13 protein-coding genes are annotated in these 14,621 nt (G+C 51.2%); 5 read left to right on the plus strand and 8 right to left on the minus strand.

Annotation, left to right across the window (positions count from 1 at the left end; all coding sequences use genetic code 11):
• Positions 1-2 precede the first annotated feature (2 nt).
• From ABC502_RS06135 to ABC502_RS06145, 3 genes are all read right to left on the minus strand, one after another.
• On the minus strand, positions 3-554 hold the full coding sequence (locus ABC502_RS06135; protein ID WP_330086167.1) for a GbsR/MarR family transcriptional regulator: 552 nt from the start codon (positions 552-554) through the stop codon (positions 3-5).
• Positions 555-698: 144 nt separating this feature from the next.
• Positions 699-1,253, minus strand: coding sequence for a BON domain-containing protein (locus ABC502_RS06140; RefSeq protein ID WP_330086168.1), 555 nt, complete (start codon positions 1,251-1,253; stop codon positions 699-701).
• Between the two features lie 158 nt (positions 1,254-1,411).
• Positions 1,412-1,867 carry a hypothetical protein gene (locus tag ABC502_RS06145; protein WP_345915242.1) on the minus strand — a complete coding sequence of 152 codons (456 nt, stop codon included), beginning with the start codon at positions 1,865-1,867 and terminating at the stop codon, positions 1,412-1,414.
• 192 nt (positions 1,868-2,059) lie between these two features.
• On the opposite strand from ABC502_RS06145, the gene ABC502_RS06150 reads away from it, so the two are divergent.
• Positions 2,060-3,406 (plus strand): sigma-54 dependent transcriptional regulator, encoded by a 1,347-nt coding sequence (locus ABC502_RS06150; RefSeq protein WP_345915243.1) that lies wholly within the window; start codon positions 2,060-2,062, stop codon positions 3,404-3,406.
• 32 nt (positions 3,407-3,438) lie between these two features.
• On the opposite strand, the gene ABC502_RS06155 is transcribed toward ABC502_RS06150, so the two are convergent.
• The 3 genes from ABC502_RS06155 to aceK all read right to left on the minus strand — a co-directional run bounded on the left by ABC502_RS06155 (position 3,439) and on the right by aceK (position 6,404).
• Positions 3,439-3,615: a DUF1328 domain-containing protein gene (locus tag ABC502_RS06155; RefSeq protein ID WP_330086171.1), complete on the minus strand. Its 177-nt coding sequence runs from the start codon at positions 3,613-3,615 to the stop codon at positions 3,439-3,441.
• A 242-nt stretch (positions 3,616-3,857) separates the two neighbouring features.
• On the minus strand, positions 3,858-4,538 hold the full coding sequence (locus ABC502_RS06160) for a DTW domain-containing protein (protein WP_345915649.1): 681 nt from the start codon (positions 4,536-4,538) through the stop codon (positions 3,858-3,860).
• Between the two features lie 117 nt (positions 4,539-4,655).
• A complete protein-coding gene (gene aceK, locus ABC502_RS06165; RefSeq protein WP_345915244.1) occupies positions 4,656-6,404 on the minus strand; it encodes a bifunctional isocitrate dehydrogenase kinase/phosphatase in 1,749 nt (582 codons plus the stop codon).
• A 107-nt stretch (positions 6,405-6,511) separates the two neighbouring features.
• On the opposite strand from aceK, the gene ABC502_RS06170 reads away from it, so the two are divergent.
• The 3 genes from ABC502_RS06170 to ABC502_RS06180 all read left to right on the plus strand — a co-directional run bounded on the left by ABC502_RS06170 (position 6,512) and on the right by ABC502_RS06180 (position 10,496).
• Positions 6,512-7,966 (plus strand): NAD-dependent succinate-semialdehyde dehydrogenase, encoded by a 1,455-nt coding sequence (locus ABC502_RS06170; RefSeq protein ID WP_345915245.1) that lies wholly within the window; start codon positions 6,512-6,514, stop codon positions 7,964-7,966.
• Between the two features lie 180 nt (positions 7,967-8,146).
• On the plus strand, positions 8,147-9,631 hold the full coding sequence (locus ABC502_RS06175; RefSeq protein WP_330086178.1) for a SulP family inorganic anion transporter: 1,485 nt from the start codon (positions 8,147-8,149) through the stop codon (positions 9,629-9,631).
• A gap of 10 nt (positions 9,632-9,641) precedes the next feature.
• Positions 9,642-10,496, plus strand: coding sequence for a universal stress protein (locus ABC502_RS06180; protein ID WP_330086179.1), 855 nt, complete (start codon positions 9,642-9,644; stop codon positions 10,494-10,496).
• 64 nt (positions 10,497-10,560) lie between these two features.
• Here the strand turns inward: ABC502_RS06180 and ABC502_RS06185 are convergent, their stop codons facing one another.
• Both ABC502_RS06185 and ABC502_RS06190 read right to left on the minus strand, forming a co-directional pair.
• Entirely contained in the window at positions 10,561-11,952 is a 1,392-nt protein-coding gene (locus ABC502_RS06185; protein ID WP_345915246.1) for a Na+/H+ antiporter NhaC family protein, read from the minus strand.
• Positions 11,953-12,148: 196 nt separating this feature from the next.
• Positions 12,149-12,865 (minus strand): OmpW family outer membrane protein, encoded by a 717-nt coding sequence (locus ABC502_RS06190; protein ID WP_330086181.1) that lies wholly within the window; start codon positions 12,863-12,865, stop codon positions 12,149-12,151.
• A gap of 335 nt (positions 12,866-13,200) precedes the next feature.
• Between ABC502_RS06190 and ABC502_RS06195 the strand changes: the two genes are divergently transcribed.
• Positions 13,201-14,607, plus strand: coding sequence for a M14 family zinc carboxypeptidase (locus ABC502_RS06195; RefSeq protein WP_330086182.1), 1,407 nt, complete (start codon positions 13,201-13,203; stop codon positions 14,605-14,607).
• The last annotated feature ends 14 nt before the right edge of the window (positions 14,608-14,621 follow it).

Here is a 14,621-nt window from a genome sequence, read left to right on the forward strand (position 1 = left end):
CGTTAGTCGGCTTTTTTTGCCATCAGTTTGTCTTTAAATTCCAGCACCTTGCCTACACCGGAGCCCAGCTTCATTAAGGTATTGAGCTTTTCCGGCGACAAGGACTGCAGGCTTTGCGTCCATTCGGTGATGTTTTCCAGTAAGTCGTGAATTTCGGCGATGCGCTCCTGGGCATAAGCCTCTTCGGCATTGCCTGCTTCATCCAGCAGAATATCGCGCAGCAGTGACAGTGTTGGGTCCATTTCGCGTTTGCGGCGCTCTTCAAACACCCGGTTGGCCATATCCCAAATACTGCCACGGCTTTGGTAGTAATCTTTGCGATCGCCGGGGCGATGGGTGGTGTGCACCAGTTGCCAACTGTGTAGCTCTTTTAGACCCATGCTGACATTGCCACGGGAAATCCCCAGCATTTCGCCGATATCATTGGCACTCAGTGGTTGTTCGCTTATCACCAGCAGCGCGTAGATTTGACCAACAGTGCGGTTAAAGCCCCAGCGACTGCCCATCTCGCCAAAATGAAATACAAAAGACTCGATCATCGGTGTCATCCGCATGGGTACCTCTTTTTGAATATTCAGAAATTTCTGAAAGTATTATAAGTGAGATTTGATGCAGATCAATCTTTTTCAACTAAAATAAAGCCGGCTTGTTGCCAAGCCGGCCAGATAGTTTTACCGAAATTAAGTTATGCGGATAAATCAGGAACTGGCTACTCGCAGTTGATTATCTACCCGAGTGACATCTTTTGACTTTTTGGCCAGGGCTTCAGCCAGATCGCGTTCGGAAGCTGAATCTACCTCACCTTGCAGGGTCACAACGCCATTACTGACATCAACCTTGATGGCGGTGCCGCTGACTTCGGATTCGAGCAGCAGGCGGGTTTTTACCACGGTGGCAATTTTGGCATCCGTTAGTCTGTTGCTATCCTGTTCATCGTCACTGCGCGCCCGGTCGGCTGGCATGACGGTTAACTGATTGTCGACGGATTTTACTCCTTCCAGATTTTCAACCAGTTCGCCAGCCAGGGCTTTATCCACTTCAGTGGCAACCTGACCGGTTAAGATAACGTTCCCGTCTTCGACATTGGTATTGATTTTAAAGGAATTTAAATTGCTGTTTAGCAGCAAGGTTGTTTCGGCTTTACCAACAATCCAGGCATCTTTAGCTGTATCTTGCCAGTCGTTGGCAGAGACAGCAGCAGAAGTACCAGCCAGGGTCAGGGTCATCATTGCGGCTACAAGTGTGCGTTTCATATATAGACTCCTTTTGTTGTGGGACACTTTCAAGGTTGCCAGTTTGATGCCAACATTTTGTCGTATCGTAAGTATTTGTTTTATCGTGGAATGAGTGATTTCGTTCATTTTGTGTTAATTTTTTGATTGTAATTTTAACCTGCCTATCGGTAAAAATTTCAGAGTTCCTCGTTCAGTAGCAATGGAATGAACTCATCTGCCAGTATTTGTAAGCTGGCTGTCAGCTTTGCCAGTTCCCTGGCATGGTCAGGTTGAACGAGTTGACGGCTAAGGCGTTTAAAGATGGCCAATTGGAAAAGTAGCTGCTGAGGCAACTCTGTGCTCCAATGAGCCTGGTTTGCCGTTATGGCCTTGCTGTGACTGTGATACCACTGCCAGAGAGTAGCAGTGTCGTTGGCTCTTGCCGCCTTCGGTCGTTGAGCTGTGCGCAATGCAGGTGGTAGTTGATGAAGTTGTACCAGCGCTACAAAATAACGTCGTATGTTGTTGTTGGTTATTTCGGGGATCACTTGCTGATAAAAGTGTCTGGCTTGTATGCAGATAGCGGCGACTTCCCGGATGATGGCTTGATCCTGTGCTGCCAGAATGATCGATTTTGGCTGGTTATCCAACACAATGTGCTCTCCTGAAGTATCTGTCTCCATAAATTCATATTCAATTCATGTACCAATTCTATACTAATGAATTATAAAGAAAAAACTGTATTGCTTTTGTCCTGTCCCACTTTTTAAGTAAGTTTTACCGGAAACCATTGTTCATTTTACATGGCTGGTCTAGAGTAGGGCATCACACCACAGAGAGTTGCTATGAGCAGACCCAGGTTATTTATTCATGTGCGCGATCCTAAGCTGGCGGATGAATTAGAGCGCTCTGCCATAATCAGGCAGTTTATCATTGTGAAAAGTGGTGATGATTCAACCTGGTCAGAGCAACTGCAGCAGCAAGACTGCGAGTTGGCACTGATTGAGACCGATCAACATGATGATGCTGATCATCAGGCCCTGCTTGACAGTAAGATTCTGACAGAAATCGATTTCATTTTTATCAGCAGCGGTACCCCTAATGACAGACTGGATCAACTGATGCGCAAGGGGGCAGGTTACCATTTCAGAGCTCCGCTGGATGTGGCCTCATTGCTCGACACGCTGCATGATTTTTATCAGCAGTTAAGTACTAAGCGCACCGATGTGAGCGCAACCTGCAGTGAGCTCGATCAGTTTGGTTTACTGGTGGGTTCTTCCAAACCAATGCTAAAACTGTACCGGACTATCCGTAAGGTTGCGGTGACAGATGCCAACGTACTGATTGTAGGAGAAAGTGGTGCTGGTAAAGAGCTAGTCGCCAATACGTTGCATCTGGCTAGCATGCGTGCGGACAAACCATTTGTGGCCATTAATTGTGGTGCTTTAAGTCCAGAGTTAATTGACAGCGAGTTGTTTGGTCATAACAAAGGCGCTTTTACCGGCGCCCATCGTGATCATCAGGGCGTTTTTGCTCAGGCAAAAGGCGGTACCTTATTTCTGGATGAAATCACCGAAATGCCCATTGAGCATCAGGTCAAGCTGTTGCGGGTATTGGAAAATGGTGAGTATCGGCCTGTGGGCAGTGACAAGGTGTTTTCAGCGCAGGTGCGTATTGCCGCGGCAACCAATCGTGATCCGATGCAGGCCATTGCTGATGGTATGCTCAGAGAAGACTTGTATTTCCGTCTGGCACAGTTCCCCATTCATGTACCGCCACTGCGCGAACGGGAACAGGATGTGCTGGGGTTGGCACAACATTTTCTGGCTTATCGCAATGTGCAGGAGCAGCAAACCAAGCAATTTTCAGCCGAAACGCAATGCTTGATAGCCAGCCATAGCTGGGCTGGCAATGTAAGGGAGTTAAAGCATGCCGTTGAGCGGGCCTATATTCTGGCAGACAACATCATAGAGCCCAACCATCTTTTATTGGATGAATGCATGCCGGGCCAGAATGATTGCGAGCTGGAATCAGGTTCGGTGCCCGTAGGTGTTCGATTGGATGAAGTGGAAAAAGCAGTGATTTTACGTACCCTGGCCCAAAATGGAGGGAATAAAACCGATACTGCCCAGCAGTTGGGGGTAAGCGTCAAAACCTTGTACAACAAGCTGGAAAAGTATCAGTTCGATTGATCGCTGTGCCAGAAGAGCGCCCCCGGCAGGAGCTACATCCTGGGTGGCCTGCCCCGCAATGCGCCTGCTACTAATGAAATTAGCAACAACACCACAAAGATGTAAAAGATAATCTGCGCAATACCCGCCGCAGTTCCGGCAATACCACTAAAGCCAAGTGCAGCTGCAATAATGGCAACAATTAAAAAAGTTAATGCCCAGCCTAACATGGTTGCTCCTTACTGTATTTCGCATACAGCTCTGTTCCAAAAGTTGTTGGTGTAATCCCTCATGGAATACTAAGCAATGGCTGCGCCAGGTTAATTAGTATGATAATGTCATTTAAAATCAATATCTTGCATTTTTTGCGCTGGGTTATCAAAGCAGACTGAAAGGCGGGAGTCTGTAGAAATTACCAGCCCGCAGTAATTTTTATATGGCGTGATGATTTCAAGCAGGCTGATGCTGTGGGTTAACTGGCTTTTTGTTTGTCGGGATCCAAATGCGGTTTGGTTTTCAGGTAAGCGGCGCGAAAGGCGCGAAAATACTGCTGCAAGGCGGTACTTGCCTCAGGCAAAGCTGCCAGGTGCAGCACTTCGATGGCCACTTCAGCGGTACACAGCTGGTGCAGGTGGGCGGCCTCACGCAGCCGGTAATCCGAGGCCTGCTCTGGCGCGATGCCAAGCACTGGCAAGGATTGCAAGTAAGGGCTTTTCAACATTTTCTTGGCTTCACGCCAGGTGCCGTCCAGCAGCACAAACAGCGGGGTCTTGCCATCCGTGTGGTTGGCGAGCTGGGTCGAAGTATAAATGCAGCGGGCTGGCTCAACGTATTCGTGCGGGAAAATAAGCACCGGGGCATAAGCCGGGTTGGCCAGCAGCGCCAGCAAATCAGGGGCTACTTCGGTGCGCTGCCATAAAAATGCATGGTTATCGGCCATCACATCGGCAATCAGCCGGCCGGTATTGCTGGGTTTGTAGGCTTCGCCCTTGTACATCAGCAGGCAAAACGCAGCCCCTTGTTGTGGCTCGGGTTTGGCAGCGCAGATGCAGTGGGCCTCGGCCAGCAAACAGGCCGGGCAGCGCTTTAGTTTGGCGCCTCGGGCCAAAAACACCCGTTTGGATGCCAGCAATTCGCGTTCGCGCAGCGCCATAACGGCATTATGTGGTGTGGCAGCAGAGGTCAAAGGGCAGGCTCCAGGGCAAAGAGGCGGCAGTATATACCCTCAAGATGTGAGTTTCAAAGTCGCTGGGCGCTTTGCCCGGCAAGCTCAGGCTGAGCTCTCGTGAAAACGGGCACTAAAGCGCATGCCATCCGGGTAGGGAAACACATCGTCAAACTGACCGGCGCGGATGCGTTGCTGCATCTGTTGCCAGTAAGCCGGGTCCATCAGCTCGGGGTGGGACTTGAGCAGTAAATCCCGTAGCTCGGGCTGAGCCGTAACATAGGTGCTGATTTGCTCCGGAAAGACATCGCCCGGTGCGACAGAGACATCGCTGTAAAGAGCGTCATCAATGCTTTCGGCTTTCGGAAGGGCGCGAAAGTTCACATCCAGCAGGTACTGCACTTCGTCGTAATCGTAAAAAATCACCCGCTTGTGGCGGGTTACGCCAAAGTTTTTCAGCAACATATCGCCGGGAAAAATATTGGCAGCAATGATGTCTTTCAGTGCCTGGCCGTAATCTTTCATGATGCGGGCTTTTTCATCGCTGCCCACCTGCTCCAGATACAAATTAAGTGGGATCATCCGCCGTTCAATATACAGATGCTTGATCACCACCAGCTCATCTTCAATCCGCAGCGAGCCGCCGATGCTTTGCTGAAGCTCCGCCAGCAGCTCTGGGGCAAAACGGTCGATGGGCAGTGCCACATCCGAGTATTCCATGGTATCGGCCATCCGGCCGACCCGGTCGTGTTTTTTCACCTGCAGGTAGCGGGCTTTGACGGTGGCGCGGCTGATGGGTTTGCTTTCCGGAAACTCATCACGGATCACTTTAAACACATAGGGAAACGATGGCAGGGTGAATACCATCATCACCAGGCCCCGGATCCCGGGCGCGGCGACAAAGTGATCGCTGGAGCGGGTTAAATGCTGCAGCAGCTCGCGGTAAAACTCGGTTTTGGCCTGCTTGTGCAAACCGATGCTGGCATAAAGCTCGGCCAGGGTTTTGTGCGGCATCAGTTCACGCAGAAACTGGATCAAGGCCGAAGGCACCGGGCTTTGCACCATAAAATAAGCGCGGGAAAAGCCAAACACCACCGACAGTTGCTCGGGCTCGGTGATCAGGGTATCCAAGTACAGCCCTTCGCTAGGGGCGGTGGAGCAAGCCTGCTGATGCAACACCGGGATCACGAAGGGCTGCTGGCCTTCGGGTGTTACCACCCGGCCAATGATGTAAGCGGCCTTGTTGCGGTAAAAGGCGCTTTTTAAAATATCAAAGCGGATCAGGTGCAGCGGGAAACGGCCATGGCTGGACTGGTCCAAAAAGCTGCGCACCAGATAACGGATATCGCGCTCCAAATCGATGAAAGCGGGACCGAAGCGAAAATCGGCAATGATGTGACGCAGGGTTTGTTTCAGGCTGTTTTGGATCGGAAAGTAGCTGTCGTACACCGAAGCGAGCGGAGCCGGCAACTGCTGGCGATTGAGCGTGGTTTGCACAAAAATATTCTGGTTGTGAAAGTACTTGCGCTCAAAAAGCCTACAAAACAGTGAGTTGTAAAAGGTTTCGGCCAGCTCCGCCTGCGGGTGCATCTGCAAAAAGTCGCTGTACTGCTGTTTGACATCCTGCCAGAAACCAGCGGAGCCACCCGGATCCGGCAGCTGCTGTTTGAGTTGCTGCAACGTTTCATTGACTCGTTGATCGTAAAAGGAAATCCGTTCTGAGCTGAGCTGCAAAAAGCCCGGCCAGTCGGCCTGGTTAAAATAGCGGCTGGCGGCGGCTGTGCTGTCTTCAAACAGCGCAAAATGGCGTTTAAAGCCTTTTAAAATCAATTCAGCAATGTGTTTTGGCTGCATCTTGCTATCATGTTGGCAGGAAAACACCATCTTCGCATGCCAGCGACTAAATGCAAGTTTAACCCTGCGACAAGGAGTTTGGTCGGGCACAATCAGGAGAGTCCGTTATGATAAGCGATAGCCAGCTTTTGAGAACCGAGAATTTTTGGCAAGGCAACTGGTATGGTGCCACACAACGTTTTGCCGTCACCAACCCTGCCACCGGTGAGCGACTGGCAGAGGTGGCGGATGCCACGCCAGCCCAAGCACAGCAAGCGGTTAGCGCTGCAGCTGAGGCCTTCGTTAGCTGGTCTTCATTGTCTGCAGCCGAGCGCTCGGCCTTGTTGCTGCGTTGGCATCAACTATTATTGGCGCATCAGGATGAGCTGGCGCTGTTGCTAACACTGGAGCAAGGCAAGCCGCTGGCCGAAGCCAAAGGTGAAATTGTCTATGGTGCTTCTTATGTGCAGTGGTTTGCCGAGGAAGCGAAACGGGTGTATGGCGATACTATACCGGCTACCTCAGCTGATAAGCGCATTCTGGTGCTGAAACAGCCGGTTGGGGTGGTCACGGCCATTACTCCCTGGAATTTCCCCAATGCGATGATTGTGCGTAAAGCGGCGGCAGCTTTGGCTGCAGGCTGTACCTTTGTGGTAAAACCGGCACAACAGACACCGCTCTCTGCGCTGGCGCTGGCAGAGCTGGCGCTGCAGGCGGGGATCCCGGCCGGGGTTTTTAATGTGCTGGCCAGCAGCGATGCCCAAGGTATCGGTGAGGTGCTCACTCAGGATCCGCGGGTGGCGAAGTTTAGTTTTACCGGCTCGACTGCTGTTGGTAAAACCCTGTTGGCACAGTGCGCTCAGGGCGTAAAACGGGTGTCGATGGAGCTCGGCGGCAATGCGCCTTTTATCGTGTTTGAGGATGCGGATCTGGATGCCGCCGTACAGGGGTTGATGGCATCGAAGTTTCGTAATGCCGGCCAAACCTGTGTTTGCACCAACCGGGTTTATGTGCAGGCCTCGGTTGCGAAGGCTTTTAGTCAGAAGGTGCAACAAGCGGTAACCAGTTTGCGGCTCGGCAATGGTTGTGATAGCAAGGTGGACCTTGGTCCCTTAATTGATGACGCGGCCTGTCGCAAGGTCGAAGCGCTGGTGCAAGATGCCGTAGCTGCTGGGGCCAACTTGATATGTGGTGGCCAGCGGCAAAGCCCGGACAGTCTGTTTTATCTGCCGACGGTGCTCAGTAAGGTGGATGACCGCATGGCGGTAGCACAGCAAGAAATCTTTGGTCCGGTGCTGGCATTGCAGAGCTTTGATACTGAAGACGAGGTGCTGGCCAGGGCCAATGCTACTGATTATGGCCTGGCCGCCTATTTTTACAGCCGGGATATTGGCCGGATTTTTCGGGTTGCCGAAGGGCTGCAGTTTGGCATGGTGGGGGTCAATGAAGGCATGATTTCCAATGCAGCGGCCCCCTTTGGCGGGGTTAAGCAATCCGGCTACGGTCGGGAAGGTTCGAAGTATGGGCTGGATGATTATCTGGACATCAAATACCTCTGTTTGGGTGGCATTTCTGGTTTTTAAGCCGGCTTTCCACTACACTACGCGCCTTTTTCTGACACCAGTTTGTGAGGGCGCGGGCCAATGTAAGGGTTTTTCCTACGTACGATCCAATGAAATTGCTGTCAAAGGTACGCGCTGTCATCAGTTGTATGCCTGTGCCAGCTATCTTTACTTTCAACCGAACGACGCGGGATGAACAAGTTGCTTGCTTCTATTAAACAAAACTGGTTTTCCAATCTACGTGGCGATGTAGTAGCCGCCACCGTGGTCGCTTTGGCGCTTATTCCTGAAGCCATCGCTTTTTCCATTATTGCCGGAGTTGACCCCAAGGTCGGCCTGTACGCTTCTTTTTGCATTGCCGTGATCACTGCCTTTTTGGGAGGCCGGCCAGGCATGATTTCGGCGGCTACCGGTGCTATGGCGCTGCTGATGGTTATGTTGGTGCGAGAGCATGGCCTGGAGTATTTGCTGGCGGCTACTTTGCTGTGTGGCTTGCTGCAAATTGTCTTTGGCCTGCTAAAACTGGATCAACTGATGCGCTTTGTCTCGCGCTCTGTGGTCGTCGGTTTTGTCAATGCGCTGGCCATTCTGATTTTTTTAGTGCAGTTAGAGGAGCTGACCGGGCCACATGGTTCTTTACTGGTGTTTGGCATGACGGCGCTTGGCCTTGGCATCATATACCTGTTTCCTTATGTCACTAAAGCAATTCCATCACCGTTGGTCTGTTTAGTGGTGCTGACTCCGCTGGCACTGTATTTTGGTATGGATATCCGTACGGTGGGTGATATGGGCGAACTACCAAGCAGCTTGCCGGTGTTCCTGTGGCCGAATGTGCCCCTCAATTTTGAAACCTTAGCCATTATCTTTCCATACTCACTGTCGCTGGCTGTGGTTGGTATCCTGGAATCTTTAATGACAGCCACTATAGTCGATGATTTGACCGATACCAGCAGCAATAAAAACCGTGAGTGCTTCGGCCAGGGTGTGGCCAATATCGGCTCAGGTCTGATTGGTGGTATGGCCGGTTGTGCCATGATTGGTCAGTCGGTGATTAACGTCAAATCGGGTGGCCGCACTCGCTTGTCTACTTTGCTGGCGGGTATTTTTTTGCTGATCTTGGTGGTGTTTTTGGATCAATGGGTGGGGTTGATCCCAATGGCGGCAGTGGTGGCTGTGATGATTATGGTGTCGATTGGTACCTTTAACTGGAGCTCATTGCGGGATCTCAGAACCAATCCGAAAAGCTCCAGTGTGGTGATGATTGCGACCGTGGTGGTGGTGGTCTTTACCGATAACCTGGCTTATGGTGTACTGGTGGGGGTGCTGTTAAGTGCACTGTTTTTTGCCAACAAAGTGGGCCGGATCCTGTACATTGGTTCCAGCTTGTCGAGCGATGGTCAGGAGCGCAGTTATCAGGTGGTTGGCCAGGTATTTTTCAGCTCGGCCGAGCAGTTTATTGCAGGCTTTGATTTTAAAGAGGCGGTTGAAAAAGTCCGCATCGATCTAAGCCGGGCACACTTTTGGGATATTACCGCCATCAGTTCGCTGGATAAGGTGGTACTCAAGTTCCGTCGTGAAGGCACTGAGGTGGAGTTGGTTGGCTTGAACGAAGCCAGCGCGACTTTGGTGGATAAATTTGCTGTACACAACCGCCCGGATGCGGTCGAAAAACTGATGGGACATTAGGAGAATAACCATGATTAAAAAAGTAATGGCCTGCATTGATGCCTCGCCCTACGCCGAGGCGGTTTGTGATTACAGTGTGTGGGCCGCCAATCGTCTGAGTGCGCCTTTGACGATGCTGCATATTCTGGACAGAGCCCAGCACACCAATACGCCGGATTTAAGCGGTACCATTGGCCTTGGCTCGCAGGAGATCCTGCTGGAGCAACTGGCCGAGCTGGATGAAAAGCACGCCAAGCTGGCGCTGGAGCGCGGCCGGTTAATACTGGATGCCGCCAAGGCGCGAGCTGAAGCGGCTGGTGTCTCTGAAGTGGATGAGCGCTTGCGCCATGGTCAGTTTGTTACCAGCCTGCTGGAGCTGGAAGCTGACATCCGTTTGCTGGTATTGGGCAAACGCGGTTTTAGCAGTGCCGATGCCCATGGTCAGCTTGGGATGCATGTTGAAGGTTTAATTCGCAGCATTCATAAGCCGGTGCTGTTAACGCAGCAGCAGTTTGTAGAGCCGAAAAGCTTGCTGATGGCTTTTGATGGCAGTGAAACCGCAACGAAAAGTCTGAACATGCTGGCGGAAAGTCCTTTATGCAAAGGCTTGCCTTGCCATCTGGTGATGGCGGGTGCCGATGTGGAAGCGGCCAGGGTGCAGCTGGAACAGGCGGCGGCTAAGCTGCGTAGCGAGGGCTTTGAAGTGACCGTTGCGATTGTGGCCGGTGAGCCGGATGTGGTACTGAACCAGTACCAGCAGGATCACGATATCGGTTTGCTGGTGATGGGCGCTTATGGCCATAGCCGCATCCGGCAGTTCTTTTTGGGCAGTACCACCACGGCGATGATTAGCAAAGCCAAGTGCTCCTTGCTGGTGCTGCGTTAGCCCTGGTTCTTTTTACAAACTTCTTCAGTGACAGGGCAGCAACCGATGCCCTGTTTCCTTCCCATCAAATCATGATCCATCCTGCCGTCATAAAGGCAAAAAAGGCCAGAATGCCGCAGAACAGCGCATAGGGCAGTTGGGTCTTCACATGCTCCAACAGATCACAACCAGCCGCTACGGAACTGACGGCGGTGGTATCTGAGATGGGCGAGCAGTGGTCGCCAAAAACCCCGCCACTTAAAATAGCGGCCAGCACCAGCTCGGGCGGCAGGCCCAGTACCATTACCATCGGCATGCCAATCGGAATTAAAATGGCAAAGGTGCCCCAGGAAGTGCCGGTGGTAAAAGAAATCATGGCACCGGCTAAAAACAACAACGCCGGGATCAGAAACAGCGGCAGCGCATCGCTGACAATGGAGGCAATAAAATCACCGGTACCCAATTGGCGCATGCTGGCGCCAAGTGCCAGTGACAGCAGCACAATGGTAACCAGCGGCAGTAATTCGTTCATGCCTTTAAAACCAATGCCCACCAGCTCTTTGTGGCTAAAACGACGGCTAATCAGCATCATGCTGTAGGCAATCAGACAAGCCAGGGTGGTGGCGTACAGCACCGATTTCGAGCCAGAACCATCCACCAGGTTGCCATTGCCGGTCCACAGCATAAAACCCACCATACCAAATACCAGGGTCAGTAAGGGCACCAGCATAAAGGATGGATGACTGGGCGCAATTTCCAGCTCGGTGTGTTTATCCAACGTATTTAAATCTTTTTCCGACTGGCGCATCGGACCATAGATTTTGCCGCTGATAATGGTGTACAGCACCACACAGAGTGTGATGATGGCGTAAAAATTCAGTGGTATGGTGCCAATCAGTACCGCTATGGTGCTTTTTTCCAACTCGTACATGGAAACCAGGCCAAGAATGTACGCGCCCCAGCCATTGAGCAGGATCAGAATACAAATGGGTGCACTGGTGCTGTCGATAATGTAAGCCAGCCGTGCCCGGCTCATTTTAAATTTATCGAACAGACCGCGGGCGGTAATACCGGCGGTGAGCGAGCTTAAGTTGGATTCAATAAACACCATAATGCCGATAAAAAACGTCAGCAAGCCGGTCTGGCGTTGATTGCGGGCAATGCCTTTTTTTACAAAGAGCTCGACCATGGCCGAGACCCCACCGGAGTAGCGCATATAAGCCAGTACAGCGCCCACCATCAGGGAGAACATCAACAGACGGGCGTTGTCGGTCGATGACGTGACGCCGACAATTCGTTCCAGAGTTTGCACCGGCCCATCCAGCAGGGCAGAGCTGACACCAAATTGACCAGCTTGCAGCAACAACAACAGCTCAGCGCTGCACAAAGAGACCAGTAAGGCCAGAATCACTTCTTTGCGCCACAGCACAACCGCAATGGCCACCAGGGCCGGCAGGATGGTTAACCAGTCTGACAAAATGAGCTCCCCAGAATGCTTGTTCTTTTTACTAAATTATTCTTATTAAGCCTGCAAATATGGAATAAATCAATATTTGTCTGTTCAGCAATGCCAGGACTACTGTAGAGCAGGAGTGGAGCCTTGTCATGCTCCGGTAAAAATAAAAAAGGAGCAGCCCGGCTGCTCCTTGAAGTGCAAATAGGTGATGCGGTGTTTAACGGAAACTATACCGCAAGCCAACCATGACGATGGTTGGATCTATGCTGACATCGACTGGTTGTACAGTCTGACCGTTGACTTTCACTTTGGCATCGGTATCAATGTCGGCCCATGCGATCATGGCGTGCAAGCCCCAGTTGGCGCTCAGCTTGTAGTTAAAACCCGCTTGCAAGGCAATACCGACTGAATTTTTCAGTGATAAAGATACATCATCCCCTGCCTGCGCAGCACCTACAGCAACCAGCGTATCTTTTAGCTCTGGCGCGACTTTTTCTGAGAAAAACAGCGTGTAATTCAGGCCGGCACCAACAAAAGGACGGAAGTCCGCATTGGCGCTACCAAAGTTGTACTGCGCAAGAAACGTCGGTGGCAGATGCTTGGTTTTGCCCACCGGCAGGCCATCGACGGCTGAGCCTTTTACTTTGATGTTATGAGAAAAGGGGGTCGCTGCAATCAATTGCAGGCTCCAGTTATCATCCAACGCGTAATCAAAGGTCAGGCCCAACTGCGTATTGCTGTCTACACTCACCTTGGCTGAGTTCGCAGGCAAACCCGCTGCACTCTCCACCGCATTCAGGTAGCTGCTGCTATCATTCGGGTTCACATGGATGGCACCAACATTGACGCTAAAATTGGCCAGAGCCAGTGGTGAGAACAGGGTGGCTGCGATGGCAGATACTTTAAGCGCTGAAGTCAGTTTGTTGTTGTGCATGGCGTACTCCATTTGGGATAGATTCTGGTGGCTATTGTGCTTAAGTTCGTATTTAAAAACCTGTTCCAGATCAAGCTTTCCATGTGTTCTCTGCGGTTGTAAGACAAAACTTTGATACAGATTAAGTTTTGTTTGGCTTGTCATTAAAACTAAAATATTCCTATCTAGTGTTGAGGTTGGAATAAATAATGAATACACTGGAATGGATAGATATTCGACAAAACGCAGGTTAAGGCGACAGGTGACAGCGGTTCTTCGATAATGGTGATGTACTATGCTGAAGTCATTTGCGCATTTCGTGCAAGGCCTGGCCTGACAATAAGAAAGGAGTTGCTATGAAGTGGTTGGTTGCCCTGGGGCTAAGTCTGGGACTGATAACAGGAGTCAGCGCCATGACGGTTGATGAGTTTGACGCCTTTAAGCAAGAAGGGCTGGATAAGCCGGTGATCCGTTTCGGGGATATTGCGCCTTTGCTGGAGCAACACCGGCAAAACCCTTTGTTCGAATTTACCGAGTTAGGCCATTCGCTGTTGGGTACCCCCATTTATCAGATAAAAATGGGGCGGGGTGATACCAAAGTACTGGCCTGGACGCAGATGCATGGTGATGAGCCTACCGCAACAGCAGCAATTTTTGATTTGCTGAAGTTTATAGCCGATGATGCTCAGAGCATGTGGCGTGAAAGCTGGATGGAGCACATTACACTTTACATTATCCCGATGGTCAATCCGGATGGTGCCGAGGCAAATACCCGGGTGAATGCCCAGGGCATTGATATCAACCGGGATGCACTGGTGCTGCAAAGCCCGGAAGGCCGTATTCTGATGGAAGCGGCCAAACGTATCGAGCCGCATTATGGTTTTAATTTGCATGATCAGAATCGTTTTCATGCGGCGGGCGATGCGAAAAACCCGGCCACCATTTCCTTGCTGGCACCTGCCTACAATGAAGCACGGGACATCAATGAAAGCCGTAAACGCGCGATGCAGTTGATTGCTTATGTCAAGCCACTGATTGACCAGGAAATTCCAAATCACCTGGGTCGGTACGACGATACTTTCTCGGTGCGATCTTTTGGCGATACCTTTTCCTCGTTTGGTATTAGTACGGTGTTGGTGGAAGCGGGTGGTCATCGCAACGATGATAACCGCCAGGTTGCTCGCCGGTTGAACTTTCTGATGTATGTGAAGTGGTTAAACGGTATTGCCAGTGGCAGTTACCGCACTGCGGATGTCGCTGATCATGATGCGATCCCCTTTAATCAGCGTGGCATGAAAGATGTACTCATTCACAATGTGACTTTTACGCTGAATGAGCAGCCTGCATTGCTGGATCTGGCGTTTGATCTGGATTGGGAAGCCAGCCGTCGTGCCCGTATTGACGATATTGGTGACTTATCTATCTTTGGTGCTTATCATAGCTTTGATGCCGAAGGCCTGCACTTTAAAGCCGGGCGTGGTTATCGCTTGACTCAGCCCATGACGCTGGAGCAGGATGCCTATATTGAGCTGCTGCGGGCAGGCTATACCCACTTTATCGGTGATCAAGAGCTGCTGCGCAATAATAGCCGTTTACCCGTGCTGTTTAACCCTGCCCGTCGTTTGCCAATGGAGTCTTTGGTGCGCCAGCAAAGTGCCACCTTTTTACTGCGCAATGACGAGGGGGAGATCCCTTATGCGGTGGTCAATGGCCAGGTGATTGAACTGGATCGTGGCCGGGTGATGTACCGTTACGGTAGTTAAAGACGCCGTAGTAT

It is taken from the genome of Alkalimonas sp. NCh-2 (genome assembly GCF_039631345.1).
In the GTDB taxonomy this organism is placed as follows: Bacteria; Pseudomonadota; Gammaproteobacteria; order Enterobacterales; family Alteromonadaceae; genus Alkalimonas; species Alkalimonas mucilaginosa.